This window comes from Burkholderia cepacia (genome assembly GCF_029962485.1).
Taxonomy (GTDB): Bacteria; Pseudomonadota; Gammaproteobacteria; order Burkholderiales; family Burkholderiaceae; genus Burkholderia.
On the sequence record NZ_CP073637.1, the window covers coordinates 290,590 to 307,749 of the forward strand.

The 17,160-nt window shown below is 59.1% G+C and carries 13 protein-coding genes, 6 tRNA genes and 3 rRNA genes; 18 read left to right on the forward strand and 4 right to left on the reverse strand.

The genetic code is table 11. The features are described from left to right. Nucleotides 1–13 precede the first annotated feature (13 nt). Genes paaC through paaA form a run of 3 tightly spaced genes read right to left on the reverse strand, consistent with a single transcriptional unit; the run spans nt 14 to nt 2,147 of the window. Nucleotides 14–817, reverse strand: a complete 804-nt coding sequence (paaC, locus tag KEC55_RS01265; protein WP_282506421.1) for a 1,2-phenylacetyl-CoA epoxidase subunit PaaC — start codon at nt 815–817, stop codon at nt 14–16. Between the two features lie 10 nt (nt 818–827). Continuing rightward, entirely contained in the window at nt 828–1,112 is a 285-nt protein-coding gene (gene paaB / locus KEC55_RS01270; protein WP_006482881.1) for a 1,2-phenylacetyl-CoA epoxidase subunit PaaB, read from the reverse strand. Nucleotides 1,113–1,148: 36 nt separating this feature from the next. Then, a complete protein-coding gene (gene paaA, locus KEC55_RS01275) occupies nt 1,149–2,147 on the reverse strand; it encodes a 1,2-phenylacetyl-CoA epoxidase subunit PaaA (RefSeq protein WP_176048840.1) in 999 nt (332 codons plus the stop codon). A gap of 199 nt (nt 2,148–2,346) precedes the next feature. Between paaA and KEC55_RS01280 the strand changes: the two genes are divergently transcribed. The 7 genes from KEC55_RS01280 (at nt 2,347) to KEC55_RS01310 (ending at nt 9,865) form a co-directional block, all read left to right on the forward strand. Beyond that, a complete protein-coding gene (locus tag KEC55_RS01280; RefSeq protein WP_282506422.1) occupies nt 2,347–3,612 on the forward strand; it encodes an SGNH/GDSL hydrolase family protein in 1,266 nt (421 codons plus the stop codon). Between the two features lie 564 nt (nt 3,613–4,176). Further along, nucleotides 4,177–5,709, forward strand: a 16S ribosomal RNA gene (locus KEC55_RS01285). 62 nt (nt 5,710–5,771) lie between these two features. Beyond that, nucleotides 5,772–5,848 (forward strand) — tRNA-Ile (locus tag KEC55_RS01290). Nucleotides 5,849–5,885: 37 nt separating this feature from the next. Beyond that, a tRNA-Ala gene (locus tag KEC55_RS01295) sits at nt 5,886–5,961 on the forward strand. Between the two features lie 281 nt (nt 5,962–6,242). Next, a 23S ribosomal RNA gene (locus KEC55_RS01300) occupies nt 6,243–9,123 on the forward strand. A 155-nt stretch (nt 9,124–9,278) separates the two neighbouring features. Then, nucleotides 9,279–9,391: ribosomal RNA gene (gene rrf / locus KEC55_RS01305) — 5S ribosomal RNA — on the forward strand. The 16S, 23S and 5S rRNA genes sit together here with 2 tRNA genes alongside, the layout of an rRNA operon. 246 nt (nt 9,392–9,637) lie before the next feature. Continuing rightward, nucleotides 9,638–9,865, forward strand: a complete 228-nt coding sequence (locus tag KEC55_RS01310; RefSeq protein WP_282506423.1) for a hypothetical protein — start codon at nt 9,638–9,640, stop codon at nt 9,863–9,865. 261 nt (nt 9,866–10,126) lie between these two features. Here KEC55_RS01310 and KEC55_RS01315 read toward each other — a convergent pair whose 3' ends face one another. Next, nucleotides 10,127–10,639, reverse strand: coding sequence for a hypothetical protein (locus KEC55_RS01315; RefSeq protein WP_282506424.1), 513 nt, complete (start codon nt 10,637–10,639; stop codon nt 10,127–10,129). Nucleotides 10,640–11,616: 977 nt separating this feature from the next. Between KEC55_RS01315 and KEC55_RS01320 the strand changes: the two genes are divergently transcribed. The 11 genes from KEC55_RS01320 (at nt 11,617) to rplL (ending at nt 16,809) form a co-directional block, all read left to right on the forward strand. Beyond that, nucleotides 11,617–11,702: transfer RNA gene (locus tag KEC55_RS01320), tRNA-Tyr, on the forward strand. 43 nt (nt 11,703–11,745) lie between these two features. Further along, nucleotides 11,746–11,819: transfer RNA gene (locus KEC55_RS01325), tRNA-Gly, on the forward strand. 24 nt (nt 11,820–11,843) lie between these two features. After that, nucleotides 11,844–11,918 (forward strand) — tRNA-Thr (locus KEC55_RS01330). Nucleotides 11,919–11,984: 66 nt separating this feature from the next. After that, complete coding sequence (gene tuf / locus KEC55_RS01335) at nt 11,985–13,175, forward strand: elongation factor Tu (RefSeq protein ID WP_011350666.1); 1,191 nt, start codon at nt 11,985–11,987, stop codon at nt 13,173–13,175. Between the two features lie 59 nt (nt 13,176–13,234). Further along, a tRNA-Trp gene (locus KEC55_RS01340) sits at nt 13,235–13,310 on the forward strand. Between the two features lie 43 nt (nt 13,311–13,353). After that, nucleotides 13,354–13,734, forward strand: a complete 381-nt coding sequence (gene secE / locus KEC55_RS01345) for a preprotein translocase subunit SecE (protein WP_006482892.1) — start codon at nt 13,354–13,356, stop codon at nt 13,732–13,734. 1 nt (nt 13,735) lies between these two features. After that, complete coding sequence (gene nusG, locus KEC55_RS01350) at nt 13,736–14,293, forward strand: transcription termination/antitermination protein NusG (RefSeq protein ID WP_006400672.1); 558 nt, start codon at nt 13,736–13,738, stop codon at nt 14,291–14,293. A gap of 141 nt (nt 14,294–14,434) precedes the next feature. Beyond that, a complete protein-coding gene (rplK, locus tag KEC55_RS01355; RefSeq protein ID WP_006477201.1) occupies nt 14,435–14,866 on the forward strand; it encodes a 50S ribosomal protein L11 in 432 nt (143 codons plus the stop codon). Next, the gene (gene rplA / locus KEC55_RS01360) at nt 14,867–15,565 is read left to right on the forward strand and encodes a 50S ribosomal protein L1 (RefSeq protein WP_006482906.1); all 699 of its coding nucleotides are present in this window, start codon (nt 14,867–14,869) and stop codon (nt 15,563–15,565) included. A gap of 308 nt (nt 15,566–15,873) precedes the next feature. Further along, a complete protein-coding gene (rplJ, locus tag KEC55_RS01365; protein WP_021161756.1) occupies nt 15,874–16,371 on the forward strand; it encodes a 50S ribosomal protein L10 in 498 nt (165 codons plus the stop codon). Nucleotides 16,372–16,434: 63 nt separating this feature from the next. After that, the gene (rplL, locus tag KEC55_RS01370) at nt 16,435–16,809 is read left to right on the forward strand and encodes a 50S ribosomal protein L7/L12 (protein WP_176051128.1); all 375 of its coding nucleotides are present in this window, start codon (nt 16,435–16,437) and stop codon (nt 16,807–16,809) included. The last annotated feature ends 351 nt before the right edge of the window (nt 16,810–17,160 follow it).

The window sequence follows — 17,160 nt, forward strand, 5'->3', positions numbered from 1 at the left end:
TGGCGTTGGCCGGTTACCAGGTCGCGCCGGGATGCTGGCGCGCGAGGCTCTGCATTTCGGCGAGCAGGTAGCCCATGTGCTCCGAGTGCTCGCCCTGCTTGCCGGTCGTCACGTGCTTCACGGGCGCCGGCAGTGCGAGCGTCGCCTCGACGAGCGCATCGTCTACGTCAGCGCGCCACGCGGCTTCGATCGCGGCCGGTGCCGGGCCGATGCCAAGGGCGGCGATCGCGTCGTCGATCGCATCGGCCGCGAAGAATTCGCGCGTGTACGGCATCAGGTAGTCGAGCGCATCCTGCGCGCGGCGGTGCGATGCGTCGGTACCGTCGCCGAGGCGCACGAGCCATTCGCGTGCGTGCTGTACGTGATAGCGGGTTTCCTTCACCGATTTCGCGGCGATTGCGGCGAGCTGCGGGTCGGTCGACGTTTCCAGCGCGCTCCATACGTGCAGCATCAGCGCCGCGTACAGGAAGTTGCGCACGATTGTCACCGCGTAGTCCTTGTCGGCGTGCGCGGTGCCGGAGACCGGGCCGTAGTGCGGCAGCTCGGCGAGCGTGAAGTTCGCGAATTCGCGCTCGGTGCGGAAGTACGCGTAGTCGTCCTCGGTCTTCGTCGCGCCGTTGAGCTGGCGCTCGAGCTCGGCCGCGTGCGTATACAGCATGCGCGACTGGCCGATGAGGTCGAGGCTCATGTTGGTGAGCGCGATGTCTTCCTCGAGGATCGGGCCGTGGCCGCACCATTCGGCGTTGCGCTGACCGAGGATCAGCGCGTTGTCCGCGAGGCGCAGCACGTAGGAGAGGTGTTCGGGCGTGATCGTCATGGCGCGGGCGTTACATGTGGTTGACTTCGTCGGGCAGCGTGTAGAACGTCGGGTGGCGGTAGATCTTGTCGCCCGCCGGCTCGAACAGTTCGGCCTTTTCGCTCGGGTCCGACGCGGTGATCGCCGACGACGGCACCACCCAGATGCTCACGCCTTCCTGACGGCGCGTGTAGACGTCGCGCGCCATGCGCAGCGCCATCGTCGCGTCGGCGGCGTGCAGGCTGCCGCAATGCTTGTGGTCGAGGCCCTGCTTGCTGCGCACGAACACTTCCCAGATCGGCCATTCCTTGTTCATCACTTTCTCCTGATTCCTGAATTCGAGTGTTGCCGCTCAGGCGGCGTGCTGTTCGGCGCGGGCCTGGCGCTTCGCTTCGTGCGCGAGCGCGGCTTCACGTACCCAGGCGCCGTCGTCGTGTGCTTTCACGCGGGTCGCGAGGCGTTCCTTGTTGCACGGGCCGTCGCCGTTGACCACGCGCCAGAATTCGTCCCAGTCGATCGTGCCGTAGTCGTGATGGCCGCGCGCTTCGTTCCATTTCAGGTCGGGGTCGGGCAGCGTCACGCCGAGCACCTTCGCCTGGTCGACCGTCGCGTCGACGAATTTCTGGCGCAGGTCGTCGTTCGAGATCCGCTTGATGCCCCATTTCGCGGACTGGCTGCTGTGGACCGAATCGGCGTCGCTCGGGCCGAACATCATCAGCACCGGCCACCACCAGCGGTCCACGGCCTGCTGGACCATCGCGCGCTGCGCGTCGGTACCCTTCATCATCGACAGCAGCGCATCGAAACCCTGGCGCTGGTGGAACGACTCTTCCTTGCACACGCGGATCATCGCGCGTGCGTACGGGCCGTACGTGCAGCGGCACAGCGGGATCTGGTTCATGATCGCGGCGCCGTCGACAAGCCAGCCGATCACGCCGACATCGGCCCAGGTCGGCGTCGGATAGTTGAAGATGCTCGAATATTTCGCCTTGCCGGCGTGCAGTGCGTCGATCAGCGAATCGCGCGACACGCCAAGCGTTTCGGCCGCGCTATACAGATAGAGGCCGTGGCCGGCTTCGTCCTGGACCTTCGCGAGCAGGATCGCCTTGCGCTTCAGGCTCGGCGCGCGCGAGATCCAGTTGCCTTCCGGCAGCATGCCGACGACTTCCGAATGCGCGTGCTGTGAGATCTGGCGCACCAGCGTCTTGCGATAGGCGTCGGGCATCCAGTCCTGTGGTTCGATCTTGCCGTCGGCTGCCATCACCGCGTCGAACCGCGCCTGCTCGGGCGACTCGGCTGCGGCGTCGAGCGGCGCGACGTTGCCGGGGATGTCGAGGGATTGCGTGTACATGGCGAGATTCTCGTCCGGTTGAATGTGTGCGAAGTATAAACCAACCGACCGGTCGGTTAATAAATTTCTTGTGGATTTGCGGCGAGACTCGGGTAAACGAGGGACGTCGGGGCGCGATCGGGCGGCGCAAGCGCGGTCCCGCACGTGAGTCTCGCGCCTTCTGCGGCACAATGCCCGCTTTCCGATGAGGATTTTGCCGATGTCATTCCGAAGCAGTTTCGCCGCGGCCATGTTGGGTGCGGCCGTTTTCGTGTCGCCGCTCGTGGCGTCGGCCGCGCCGGCCGGATGGGTTGCCGCGTGGGCAACCGCGCTGCAGCCGATTCCCGATCTTGCCGCGCCGCCGCCGCTTTACCGCGCGCCCGACGTGGCCGGGCGGACCGTGCGCCAGATCGTGTATCCGACGGTGTCGGGGCGCGCCGCGCGGATTCGCGTCAGCAATGCCTACGGCCGCGCGCCGCTGGTCGTCGAGGCCGCGAGCCTCGCGCGTGCCGGTGAGGGCGCGGTGCTTGCCGGCGGCGCGGTCGTGCCGGTCCGGTTCGGCGGCAAGTCATCGGTGACGCTCGCGCCGGGCCAGGAGCTCGAAAGCGATCCGGCGGCCATCGACGTGATGGCCGCGCAGCCTTATGCGATCAGTCTCCAGATGGGGCCGAACCAGCGGATGACGGTCTGGCACCGCGTGTCGAACCAGTTCAACTATGTGTCCGTACCGGGCGACCACGTGAGCGATCCGGGCGCCGCCGCGTTCCGCACTCGCTTTACGCAATACGCATGGGTGTCCGAACTGGCTGTCGAAGCCGGTACCGCGCACGCCAGTGTCGCTGCGATCGGCGACTCGATCACCGACGGGCTGCGCTCCAGCGTGAACCGGAACCGCCGCTGGCCCGACGCGCTCGCGCGCCGGCTGACGGCGTCGGGAGCCGATTCGGTCGGCGTCGTGAATCTGGGTATCAGCGGGAACCGGCTGCTCAGCGATTCCGCGTGCTACGGCACGTCGCTGGCGTCACGGTTCGAACGCGATGCGCTGTCGCGTGCGGGCGTGAAGGTGGCGGTCGTGCTGATCGGCATCAACGACATCAACTTCGCGGCGATGCCGCCGCGCGCGGGGCTCGATTGCGACAACCCGCATACGCAGGTCACGGCCGCGTCGCTGATCGACGGTTATCGCCGGCTGATCGAGGCGGCGCACCGCCAGGGCGTGAAGGTATACGGCGCGACGCTCACGCCGGCTGCGTTGCCGCCCGGCCGCGAAGCGATCCGGCTCGAGGTGAACCGGTGGATCCGGAGTGGCGGCGGCTTCGACGGCGTGGTCGACTTCGACGCGGTGCTGCGCGATCCGGCGCGTCCGAGCGTGCTGCAGCGCCGATACGATAGCGGCGACGGTATTCACCCGAGCGACGCCGGCTATACGGCGATGGCCGACGCGGTGCCGGTTGAGCAGTTGCAGGCTGCGGCGAGTGGCAAGTGATGCCTCTCTATATATAGAGGGAAGCGTTGCCGGCGGCGTGGAGGTCAGCGGCGTCAGGTCATCCGTCGAGCCCAAAGCTCTCGTGCGCGTCAGCGCACGAGGGCTTTTTCAAACTTTTTTCACAAAGGGGCTTGCGGAGATCGGGGCAGATGCATAGAATCACGCCTCTTTCGCGCTAACGGAAACGCGGCGCGGGAGGAAGGGAAGCGGTGCTGTTGAGGCAGGTGGTACGGGCCTCGGCGGTGCAGGAAGTTGAGCCCCGCAGTCGCAACGATGTAGTAAAAAAGTTGTTGACGAACTGCGAAACACGGTTCATAATCTCGCTTCTCTGCTGCTGAAAACGCAGCGCTGCCGGGAAACACGAAGTTCCTCGCAGATTGCTCTTTAAAAATTAACAGCCGATAAGTGTGGGCGCTTGATGGAAGCGAGCTGATCCTCGGATCAGATAGCGAAAGTATCAAGAGTCTCACACTAAAGTAAGTCAGGTTTATGAAGCAATTCATATTCCTGTCAGCTTTGAGTGAGCGACCGGTTCTTAACTGAACCGAAAACAGTAACAGGTTTAAACTGAAGAGTTTGATCCTGGCTCAGATTGAACGCTGGCGGCATGCCTTACACATGCAAGTCGAACGGCAGCACGGGTGCTTGCACCTGGTGGCGAGTGGCGAACGGGTGAGTAATACATCGGAACATGTCCTGTAGTGGGGGATAGCCCGGCGAAAGCCGGATTAATACCGCATACGATCTATGGATGAAAGCGGGGGACCTTCGGGCCTCGCGCTATAGGGTTGGCCGATGGCTGATTAGCTAGTTGGTGGGGTAAAGGCCTACCAAGGCGACGATCAGTAGCTGGTCTGAGAGGACGACCAGCCACACTGGGACTGAGACACGGCCCAGACTCCTACGGGAGGCAGCAGTGGGGAATTTTGGACAATGGGCGAAAGCCTGATCCAGCAATGCCGCGTGTGTGAAGAAGGCCTTCGGGTTGTAAAGCACTTTTGTCCGGAAAGAAATCCTTGGCCCTAATACGGTCGGGGGATGACGGTACCGGAAGAATAAGCACCGGCTAACTACGTGCCAGCAGCCGCGGTAATACGTAGGGTGCGAGCGTTAATCGGAATTACTGGGCGTAAAGCGTGCGCAGGCGGTTTGCTAAGACCGATGTGAAATCCCCGGGCTCAACCTGGGAACTGCATTGGTGACTGGCAGGCTAGAGTATGGCAGAGGGGGGTAGAATTCCACGTGTAGCAGTGAAATGCGTAGAGATGTGGAGGAATACCGATGGCGAAGGCAGCCCCCTGGGCCAATACTGACGCTCATGCACGAAAGCGTGGGGAGCAAACAGGATTAGATACCCTGGTAGTCCACGCCCTAAACGATGTCAACTAGTTGTTGGGGATTCATTTCCTTAGTAACGTAGCTAACGCGTGAAGTTGACCGCCTGGGGAGTACGGTCGCAAGATTAAAACTCAAAGGAATTGACGGGGACCCGCACAAGCGGTGGATGATGTGGATTAATTCGATGCAACGCGAAAAACCTTACCTACCCTTGACATGGTCGGAATCCCGCTGAGAGGTGGGAGTGCTCGAAAGAGAACCGGCGCACAGGTGCTGCATGGCTGTCGTCAGCTCGTGTCGTGAGATGTTGGGTTAAGTCCCGCAACGAGCGCAACCCTTGTCCTTAGTTGCTACGCAAGAGCACTCTAAGGAGACTGCCGGTGACAAACCGGAGGAAGGTGGGGATGACGTCAAGTCCTCATGGCCCTTATGGGTAGGGCTTCACACGTCATACAATGGTCGGAACAGAGGGTTGCCAACCCGCGAGGGGGAGCTAATCCCAGAAAACCGATCGTAGTCCGGATTGCACTCTGCAACTCGAGTGCATGAAGCTGGAATCGCTAGTAATCGCGGATCAGCATGCCGCGGTGAATACGTTCCCGGGTCTTGTACACACCGCCCGTCACACCATGGGAGTGGGTTTTACCAGAAGTGGCTAGTCTAACCGCAAGGAGGACGGTCACCACGGTAGGATTCATGACTGGGGTGAAGTCGTAACAAGGTAGCCGTATCGGAAGGTGCGGCTGGATCACCTCCTTTCCAGAGCTTCTCGCAAAGTTGAGCGCTCACGCTTATCGGCTGTAAATTAAAGACAGACTCAGGGGTCTGTAGCTCAGTCGGTTAGAGCACCGTCTTGATAAGGCGGGGGTCGTTGGTTCGAATCCAACCAGACCCACCATTGTCTGGCGGTAACACCTGAGGAAATCTGTACTCATGGGGGCATAGCTCAGCTGGGAGAGCACCTGCTTTGCAAGCAGGGGGTCGTCGGTTCGATCCCGTCTGCCTCCACCAATCTTCAATGACAAGCGTTCGACTTGGGTCGAATCTTTGTCATTGGCGATTGAGCCAGTCAGAGGATATCAACAGATATCGGCTGTCGTTCTTTAACAATCTGGAAGAAGTAAGTAATTTGGATAGCGGAAGCGTCTTGAGATGGACGTGAAAACTATCCGGGTTGTGATTGTATCGATGTATCTCAAGATGATTCGAACTCTATGTTTGACTCAATTGGAATACGGCACAACGCGAGAACTCAACCTGTAGCGACTGTCGATGAGACAGACTCGTTATAGGGTCAAGCGAACAAGTGCATGTGGTGGATGCCTTGGCGATCACAGGCGATGAAGGACGCGGTAGCCTGCGAAAAGCTACGGGGAGCTGGCAAACAAGCTTTGATCCGTAGATGTCCGAATGGGGAAACCCACTCCTTTTGGAGTATCCATGGCTGAATACATAGGCCATGTGAAGCGAACGCGGTGAACTGAAACATCTAAGTAACCGCAGGAAAAGAAATCAACCGAGATTCCCAAAGTAGTGGCGAGCGAAATGGGATGAGCCTTGTACTCTTTATTTGTATTGTTAGCTGAACGCTCTGGAAAGTGCGGCCATAGCGGGTGATAGCCCCGTAAGCGAAAACAGTATGAAAGAACTAAGTGTACGACAAGTAGGGCGGGACACGTGAAATCCTGTCTGAAGATGGGGGGACCATCCTCCAAGGCTAAATACTCGTGATCGACCGATAGTGAACCAGTACCGTGAGGGAAAGGCGAAAAGAACCCCGGGAGGGGAGTGAAATAGATCCTGAAACCGCATGCATACAAACAGTCGGAGCCTCGTAAGGGGTGACGGCGTACCTTTTGTATAATGGGTCAGCGACTTACGTTCAGTAGCAAGCTTAACCGTATAGGGCAGGCGTAGCGAAAGCGAGTCCGAATAGGGCGTTCAGTTGCTGGGCGTAGACCCGAAACCAAGTGATCTATCCATGGCCAGGATGAAGGTGCGGTAACACGTACTGGAGGTCCGAACCCACTAACGTTGAAAAGTTAGGGGATGAGCTGTGGATAGGGGTGAAAGGCTAAACAAACTTGGAAATAGCTGGTTCTCTCCGAAAACTATTTAGGTAGTGCCTCGTGTCTCACCTTCGGGGGTAGAGCACTGTCATGGTTGGGGGGTCTATTGCAGATTACCCCGCCATAGCAAACTCCGAATACCGAAGAGTGCAATCACGGGAGACAGACATCGGGTGCTAACGTCCGGTGTCAAGAGGGAAACAACCCAGACCGCCAGCTAAGGTCCCCAAATATAGCTAAGTGGGAAACGAAGTGGGAAGGCTAAAACAGTCAGGAGGTTGGCTTAGAAGCAGCCACCCTTTAAAGAAAGCGTAATAGCTCACTGATCGAGTCGTCCTGCGCGGAAGATGTAACGGGGCTAAGCTATATACCGAAGCTGCGGATGCGTGCTTTGCACGCATGGTAGGAGAGCGTTCCGTAAGCCTGCGAAGGTGCGTTGAAAAGCGTGCTGGAGGTATCGGAAGTGCGAATGCTGACATGAGTAGCGATAAAGGGGGTGAAAGGCCCCCTCGCCGTAAGCCCAAGGTTTCCTACGCAACGTTCATCGGCGTAGGGTGAGTCGGCCCCTAAGGCGAGGCAGAAATGCGTAGCTGATGGGAAGCAGGTCAATATTCCTGCACCATTGTTAGATGCGATGGGGGGACGGATCGCGGAAGGTTGTCCGGGTGTTGGAAGTCCCGGTCGCTGCATTGGAGAAGGCGCTTAGGCAAATCCGGGGCGTAATTCAAGGGTGTGGCGCGAGCTCCTTAGGGAGCGAAGCAATTGGAAGTGGTTCCAAGAAAAGCCTCTAAGCTTCAGTCTAACGATGACCGTACCGCAAACCGACACAGGTGGGCGAGATGAGTATTCTAAGGCGCTTGAGAGAACTCGGGAGAAGGAACTCGGCAAATTGGTACCGTAACTTCGGGATAAGGTACGCCCTTGTAGCTTGATGCCCCTGCGGGCAGAGGGTGAAGGGGTTGCAATAAACTGGTGGCTGCGACTGTTTAATAAAAACACAGCACTCTGCAAACACGAAAGTGGACGTATAGGGTGTGACGCCTGCCCGGTGCCGGAAGATTAAATGATGGGGTGCAAGCTCTTGATTGAAGTCCCGGTAAACGGCGGCCGTAACTATAACGGTCCTAAGGTAGCGAAATTCCTTGTCGGGTAAGTTCCGACCTGCACGAATGGCGTAACGATGGCCACACTGTCTCCTCCCGAGACTCAGCGAAGTTGAAGTGTTTGTGATGATGCAATCTACCCGCGGCTAGACGGAAAGACCCCATGAACCTTTACTGTAGCTTTGCATTGGACTTTGAACCGATCTGTGTAGGATAGGTGGGAGGCTATGAAACCGGAACGCTAGTTTCGGTGGAGCCGTCCTTGAAATACCACCCTGGTTTGTTTGAGGTTCTAACCTTGGCCCGTGATCCGGGTCGGGGACAGTGCATGGTAGGCAGTTTGACTGGGGCGGTCTCCTCCCAAAGCGTAACGGAGGAGTACGAAGGTACGCTAGGTACGGTCGGAAATCGTGCTGATAGTGCAATGGCATAAGCGTGCTTAACTGCGAGACCGACAAGTCGAGCAGGTGCGAAAGCAGGTCATAGTGATCCGGTGGTTCTGTATGGAAGGGCCATCGCTCAACGGATAAAAGGTACTCTGGGGATAACAGGCTGATACCGCCCAAGAGTTCATATCGACGGCGGTGTTTGGCACCTCGATGTCGGCTCATCTCATCCTGGGGCTGTAGCCGGTCCCAAGGGTATGGCTGTTCGCCATTTAAAGAGGTACGTGAGCTGGGTTTAAAACGTCGTGAGACAGTTTGGTCCCTATCTGCCGTGGGCGTTGGATATTTGAAGGGGGCTGCTCCTAGTACGAGAGGACCGGAGTGGACGAACCTCTGGTGTACCGGTTGTCACGCCAGTGGCATCGCCGGGTAGCTATGTTCGGAAGAGATAACCGCTGAAAGCATCTAAGCGGGAAACTCGCCTTAAGATGAGATATCCCTGGGGACTAGATCCCCTTGAAGGGTCGTTCGAGACCAGGACGTTGATAGGTCAGGTGTGTAAGCGCAGTAATGCGTTCAGCTAACTGATACTAATTGCCCGTAAGGCTTGATCCTATAACAAGTCTGCCTTGTAGATCGGCGCCGTGCGCAAGCACTGGCCGCAAGATCCAAGCGACAAGTTGGATTCTCGTGTGTGATACACACAACTCAAAAATTACTGCTTCTTCCAAGATTGGTTGTGCTGCGAAGCAGCGCAACAACCCTCTTTGCCTGATGACCATAGCGAGTCGGTCCCACCCCTTCCCATCCCGAACAGGACCGTGAAACGACTCTACGCCGATGATAGTGCGGATTCCCGTGTGAAAGTAGGTAATCGTCAGGCTCCCTAAGCCAGAAACCCCCGCCCGAAAGGCGGGGGTTTTTGCATTTGAGCGGCAGAAATGCACGCGAGCTGGCCAGGCGCAATGCGGCCGGAACTGAGGCGTTGACGACGTCGATTCGGGCCGAGGTCGCATCCACGCAATCGGCGCAAATTCATTCCGACTACCCGAGTTGGCCAAGCACCAGCAACTGATGTTGCCGAGGCTGCTATCCTCCCGCCCCCTGTTCGAAGTGGCGGCGCTCTCAGTTGGCAGCCGATATGGTCGAGCGCTCGATCGACTATTCGCGGCAACTTCCTCTCGGCGGCTTCGCACAGCACCGCGGCACGGCGCAATACGTCCTGCCGTCCGGCAATCTGCCATCTCATCCCATCTACGCGCTTATTGAGCGCTTTTTCTGCGAAAACTGCGGCATTTACCACTTTGCTACGAGATGCGCTTTGCGTTTCTCGCACCCCAGTTCGCCGCTCGTGTGAGCGGTGTACTCGGTTCGGAGTGTATGAACTCCGACGTTTCTTGTCGAAGGCGCCGAATGATCGTGGCGCAATGAAGCTACGCACCAGAATTGCGTCGGATAACGCGAAGTGGCGTTATCAAGCGCCGTTCTTCGCTTAATCCTTCAGATATCACGCGCAACCTGCTAATCCGAGGCGTTGGGCGCCCGGTTCGCAGCAAAGGCCAGGGATCCGGCCGCAGCGCCGGTTGCAACGTGTGTGTGCGTCGCCGGGCGGACGCCGTCAAAAATCAGTGCTGTTCCTTTTGGCGGGTATCGATTGGCCGTCTCGTAACACGTAGATTTCCTCGATGAGCGAATAGGCGGTACCGCCGAAGCAATCTCTTCCTTCCTCGATCGGCGCAAAGCTTGCGTTGACGCCAATCGATTGCACCGAGCACTCCGTGTTTGGGTCGCTCGGTGCGGAATCTTTGCCTGGCGGAAACCGGCGCATCGCGCTCCGGCCTTGATCCCGGGTCAGCACGAGCATCGCTGAGCAGTGCGTGTCGGACGTCAACGCCACGGAATTGCGGGGCAACTCTCCAGCATCTTCGGAGTTATGCGATGCGGCGAAAGCGCCCGCATCGAACTCCACGCAAATATTCGCATTCAGCTGAACGAGGCGTGCGTCGTACGGGCACGCAGGATGTCGGGTGTGCGCCGAGGATTCGCTGCGATAAGCCGACCGGATGCTGACGTTGTCCGGTTTGCACAACAGGGCGAGGCAATGCGCGCTGCACTGCAGGACGCTTGCCAAGGTCGCGGAGCGGAGCTTGTGAGACAAGCCTGCGTGTGGAGGCATGTCGTCGCCGAGCAAGGGCTGTTAGGCGTCCAGGCAGGCCGCACCGTCGGATTTGGTTGGCGGGGCGCTGTCGCCGGCGGCGATGAGGTAGGCGGACTCATCGTCGAGTAGCCATGCATAGGCTATCGCGTCCTGATCCATTGGCCGTACGGCGGACGAGCTGCTATGTGTCGAGCTCAGGCGTCCGGCATCGAGCGCCGGCTCCAGCCTGTCATATGCAGCGAGCGCTACACCTGCCCTGGGCCGTTTCACAGTGCGGCTGCCTTCCGAGGCTTGATGACGGATCTCTGCGATCGTGCTCGAGCGACACCAGGCGTCAGCCGGGTTGGTGGCATTTGCGGTCAAGGCCATGAAGGCAATCGCAAGAGCAAGCAGGTGCACAAAAAGTCGCACGGGAAGATGATCGGAGGCTTGGGATGGTATCGCGCCGGCCGCCGACGTCGCCAGGGGCGGGGGAAGTCTGTCGGCGTTTCGTGCGAACGCGCTGGAGCCGTTGCGAGGCCCAGGCGCCGGGAGGCGCAAATAAACCCCGCTGGGTACGGCCGGCAGATCGAGCCAGGCAGTCGCGGAATGGATAGCGCGAAACCCCGATTTCCGGCAAACAGCCGGGTACTGAGGCCGTCGCGAACGCCGCAGACGGGATCGACGAAGCCGCCCGGCATGAAATTTGCGGAAATTTGCGTCTACCCGCTTGGCATTGTGCGAAAGAGGTCGTATGATGGCGGTCTTTCGTTTTTAGCGCAGATGCAGATCGGCGCTAAGGGCGGAGTCTGACGAAGATGTGGCGCCGGTCGGCAGCATCTCGTGCTTGCCTTTAGCCGGGCAGGGGCGGGGGATCGGTGGTAAAGCAGGAGTCGGGAAGAGAGTGAAAATAATCTTCCGGATGTGCTTGACACGAGTGCGATGCACCCCCATAATCGTCAGTTCTCTACGGAGGGGTGCCCGAGTGGCTAAAGGGGGCAGACTGTAAATCTGTTGGCTTACGCCTACGTTGGTTCGAATCCAACCTCCTCCACCAAGATATCAGCGCAGTGAGCGGTAAGGAATCGTTAGTGGCCCGTGCGGGTGTAGCTCAATGGTAGAGCAGAAGCCTTCCAAGCTTACGACGAGGGTTCGATTCCCTTCACCCGCTCCAGACCGCTAAGTTGAAGCGTTAAGCGCCCATGTGGCTCAGTGGTAGAGCACTCCCTTGGTAAGGGAGAGGTCGGCAGTTCGATCCTGCCCATGGGCACCAGCAGTAAAAAGTCAGTGTCTTGTTTGCGCGCGGCGCAACCTGTGAAATTCCTTTTGGGAGTCGAAAATGGCCAAGGGTAAATTCGAGCGGACCAAGCCGCACGTGAACGTTGGTACGATTGGTCACGTTGACCACGGCAAGACGACGCTGACGGCAGCGATCACGACGGTTCTGACGAAGAAGTTCGGCGGCGAAGCGAAGGCATACGACCAGATCGACGCGGCACCGGAAGAAAAGGCGCGCGGCATCACGATCAACACGGCACACGTCGAGTACGAAACGGCTAACCGCCACTACGCACACGTTGACTGCCCGGGCCACGCTGACTATGTGAAGAACATGATCACGGGCGCAGCGCAGATGGACGGCGCGATCCTGGTTTGCTCGGCAGCTGACGGCCCGATGCCGCAGACGCGTGAGCACATCCTGCTGGCACGTCAGGTTGGCGTTCCGTACATCATCGTGTTCCTGAACAAGTGCGACATGGTGGACGATGCTGAACTGCTCGAGCTGGTCGAGATGGAAGTTCGCGAACTCCTGTCGAAGTACGACTTCCCGGGCGACGACACGCCGATCGTGAAGGGTTCGGCGAAGCTGGCGCTGGAAGGCGACACGGGCGAGCTGGGCGAAGTGGCGATCATGAGCCTGGCCGACGCGCTGGACACGTACATCCCGACGCCGGAGCGTGCAGTTGACGGCGCGTTCCTGATGCCGGTGGAAGACGTGTTCTCGATCTCGGGCCGTGGTACGGTTGTGACGGGTCGTGTCGAGCGCGGCATCGTGAAGGTCGGCGAAGAAATCGAAATCGTCGGTATCAAGCCGACGGTGAAGACGACCTGCACGGGCGTTGAAATGTTCCGCAAGCTGCTGGACCAAGGTCAAGCAGGCGACAACGTTGGTATCCTGCTGCGCGGCACGAAGCGTGAAGACGTTGAGCGTGGCCAGGTTCTGGCGAAGCCGGGTTCGATCACGCCGCACACGCACTTCACGGCTGAAGTGTACGTGCTGAGCAAGGACGAAGGCGGCCGTCACACGCCGTTCTTCAACAACTACCGTCCGCAGTTCTACTTCCGTACGACGGACGTGACGGGCTCGATCGAGCTGCCGAAGGACAAGGAAATGGTGATGCCGGGCGACAACGTGTCGATCACGGTGAAGCTGATCGCTCCGATCGCGATGGAAGAAGGTCTGCGCTTCGCAATCCGCGAAGGCGGCCGTACGGTCGGCGCCGGCGTCGTCGCCAAGATCATCGAGTAAGCCAGTTATTCGTTGATCGACAGTTTTGGGGCTGGCAACAGCCGGCCCCAACATGGTTTAGGGGTATAGCTCAACTGGCAGAGCGTCGGTCTCCAAAACCGAAGGTTGGGGGTTCGATTCCCTCTGCCCCTGCCAAAAAATAGCCACGTGTCCTACGTGGCATTTGTTTTAAGGTGTTATGGCGAATCCATCCGTCGAAACTGTAAATACCTCCGGCGATAAGCTGATGCTGGCCCTGGGTGTATTGCTGGTGTTGGCCGGATTCGTGGGCTTCTTCTGGCTGGCCAATCAGCAGTGGTATGTCCGCGGTGCCGCGTTGGCGGTAGGTATCATCGCCGGCGTGGCCGTCGGGCTGATGTCCGCCCCTGGCAAGAGCCTCATCGCCTTTGCCAAGGATTCGTACAAGGAAGTCCGGAAGGTCGTTTGGCCCACCCGCAAGGAAGCAACGCAAACCACACTCGTCGTGTTCGGTTTCGTGCTCGTGATGGCGATTTTCCTCTGGTTGAGTGACAAATCGATCGAATGGGTGATTTTCTCGGCGATTCTGGGTTGGAAATGATATGAGCGATACTCCGGCATCCCCGAGCGGAAAACGTTGGTACGTCGTGCACGCCTACTCCGGTATGGAGAAGAGCGTGCAACGTGCGCTTCAGGAGCGCATCGAACGTGCTGGCATGCAGGACAAATTCGGTCAGATCCTGGTCCCGACCGAAGAAGTGGTCGAAGTCAAGGGCGGCCACAAGGCCGTGACCGAGCGTCGTTTCTTCCCCGGCTACGTGCTGGTGGAAATGGAAATGACGGACGAAACGTGGCACCTCGTGAAGAACACCGCGAAGGTCACCGGTTTCGTCGGCGGTGCGCGCAACCGCCCGACCCCGATTTCCCCGAAGGAAGTCGAGAAGATCATGTCGCAGATGCAGGAAGGCGTCGAAAAGCCGCGCCCGAAGACCCTGTTCGAAGTCGGCGAGATGGTGCGCGTCAAGGAAGGCCCGTTCACGGACTTCAACGGCACCGTCGAAGAAGTCAACTACGAAAAATCGCGCGTGCGTGTGTCGGTCACCATCTTTGGTCGATCCACCCCAGTCGAACTCGAGTTCGGCCAGGTCGAAAAAGTTTGATCCCGATTCGGTGGGCAGCCTCGGCTGCCCACCTTCGCGCTTACGGCCCGCGTTATGGCCGTTGAGGAGCGTCAGTAGCCAGCGGCGAACGCGCGTTATTACTCACCGAACGCCCCTCCGGCGTTCCAATGAGGTTCACAAATGGCAAAGAAGATTATCGGCTTTATCAAGCTGCAGATCCCTGCAGGTAAAGCCAACCCGTCGCCGCCGGTCGGTCCGGCACTGGGCCAGCGCGGCCTGAACATCATGGAGTTCTGCAAGGCGTTCAACGCGCAGACTCAAGGCATGGAGCCGGGTCTGCCGGTGCCGGTGGTCATCACGGCATTCGCTGACAAGAGCTTCACGTTCGTGATGAAGACGCCGCCGGCAACCGTCCTGATCAAGAAGGCGGCGAAGGTGGACAAGGGCTCGAGCAAGCCGCACACCGACAAGGTCGGTTCGATCACGCGTGCTCAAGCTGAAGAAATCGCAAAGACCAAGATGCCGGACCTTACGGCAGCTGATCTGGACGCAGCCGTTCGCACCATCGCTGGTAGCGCACGCTCGATGGGCATCACTGTGGAGGGCGTGTAAATGGCTAAGATCTCCAAGCGCCGTCAGGCATTTGCCGCCAAGGTTGATCGTCAGAAGCTGTACGCGATCGAAGACGCACTGAGCCTCGTGAAGGAATGCGCGAGCGCGAAGTTCGACGAGTCGATCGACGTCGCAGTCCAGCTCGGCATCGATGCAAAGAAGTCGGACCAGGTCGTTCGTGGTTCGGTCGTTCTGCCGGCCGGTACGGGCAAGTCGGTTCGCGTTGCCGTGTTCGCGCAAGGCGAAAAGGCCGAGCAAGCTCGTGCAGCAGGCGCGGAAATCGTCGGTATGGAAGACCTGGCTGAGCAGATCAAGGCTGGCCAGATGGACTTCGACATCGTGATCGCTTCGCCGGACACGATGCGTATCGTCGGTACGCTCGGCCAGATCCTCGGCCCGCGCGGCCTGATGCCGAACCCGAAGGTCGGTACGGTCACGCCGGACGTCGCAACCGCCGTCAAGAACGCGAAGGCTGGTCAGGTGCAATTCCGTGTCGACAAGGCCGGTATCATCCACGCGACCATCGGCCGTGCATCGTTCGAGCCGACCGCACTGCGTTCGAACCTGTCGGCACTGATCGAAGCGCTGCAGAAGGCCAAGCCGGCAACGAGCAAGGGCGTGTACCTGCGCAAGATCGCACTGTCGAGCACGATGGGCGTCGGCGTGCGTGTCGACCAGGCTACGCTGGCAGCGCAGTAAGCAAGTATTCGGGCCGCTTCGTTCGCGAAGCGGCCTACATGGGCTTTGGGCGGTTGTTCGTGCAGTGTGGCGGGCAACCGGTTATCAAAGACCGTTGGTGGGGCGCAGCAGTCAGGTGATCCCTTAATTCAAGCCAACGCAGATGGCGAACCCGAAAAAGTTTTGCAGTGGTGAAGCCGCAGGCCGTGAAGCGATTCGTGGCGTGAGGTGGAAATACTCCTAACGAGGTCGGACGCCGTTGTTGAACGAGGTACGTGAGGTTTCGGCCATGCCGGCCGCGCCGAACGTATCGTTTCTGGAGGCTAACCGTGCCGCTTAATAGAGAAGACAAGCAAGCCGTCGTCGCTGAGGTTTCCGCGCAAGTCGCGAAGGCCCAGACCGTTGTGCTGGCTGAGTATCGTGGAATTGCGGTTGGCGATCTGACCAAGCTGCGCGCGAAAGCGCGTGAGCAACAGGTTTACCTGCGCGTGTTGAAGAACACGCTGGCGCGTCGCGCTGTCGAAGGTACGCCGTTTGCTCCGCTGGCAGAGCAGATGACTGGTCCGCTGATCTACGGCATCTCGGAAGATGCAATTGCTGCTGCTAAGGTCGTCAACGACTTCAGCAAGAGCAATGACAAGTTGGTCATCAAGGCTGGTTCGTTCGATGGCAAGGTGATGGACAAGGCTGGCGTGCAAGCGCTGGCAAGCATCCCGAGCCGCGAAGAACTGCTCTCGAAGCTGCTGTTCGTTATGCAATCGCCTGTTTCGGGCTTCGCGCGTGCTCTGGCCGCGCTGGCCGAGAAGAAGCAAGCGGAAGCTGCGTAATCGAGCGTGCATCAGCGTCATTGATCGCTGGCTGTATCCGAATTCAATTTAGGAGTATTTCAAATGGCAATCGCAAAAGAAGACATCCTGGCAGCAGTCGAAGGGATGACCGTTCTGGAACTGAACGAACTGGTCAAGGCGTTCGAAGAGAAGTTTGGCGTGTCGGCAGCTGCAGTGGCAGTCGCTGGCCCGGCAGGCGGCGGCGCTGCTGCTGCAGCTGAAGAACAGACCGAATTCACGGTCGTTCTGGCTGAAGCTGGCGCCAACAAGGTTTCGGTCATCAAGGCCGTTCGCGAACTGACGGGCCTGGGCCTGAAGGAAGCGAAGGACCTGGTTGACGGTGCACCGAAGGCCGTCAAGGAAGGCGTCGCCAAGGCTGCTGCTGAAGAAGCCAAGAAGAAGCTGGAAGAAGCAGGCGCGAAGGTCGAAATCAAGTAAGTTTCGACGCGCTGTGCGAAGGCTGGCGGTATTTTCACCGCCGGCCTTTTTGTGCTTTGTGGGAACGTTATTCTGGCACTCATTCGGGAGCCCGAATAATCGGCCCTAGAGGCCAAAGAAAACCGCCTGATCGTTGTGAAAGGTCACTTACGATTGGCGGTTCTCTTTGTCTTCTGAAGCGACTGCAGAAGGCAAGTTTGGTCGGGTAGCGGGCAACACAGGCATCCGCTGCCGTCAGCCAGCGGTTGGTAGCGGCCAACCACCAAGCTTCTCGGCTCGTTCAAGCCGTCAACGGCCATCGGGTCTCAGTCGGTGAACACTCGGGTTTGAAACGTCCAGGTATTCCGCCTC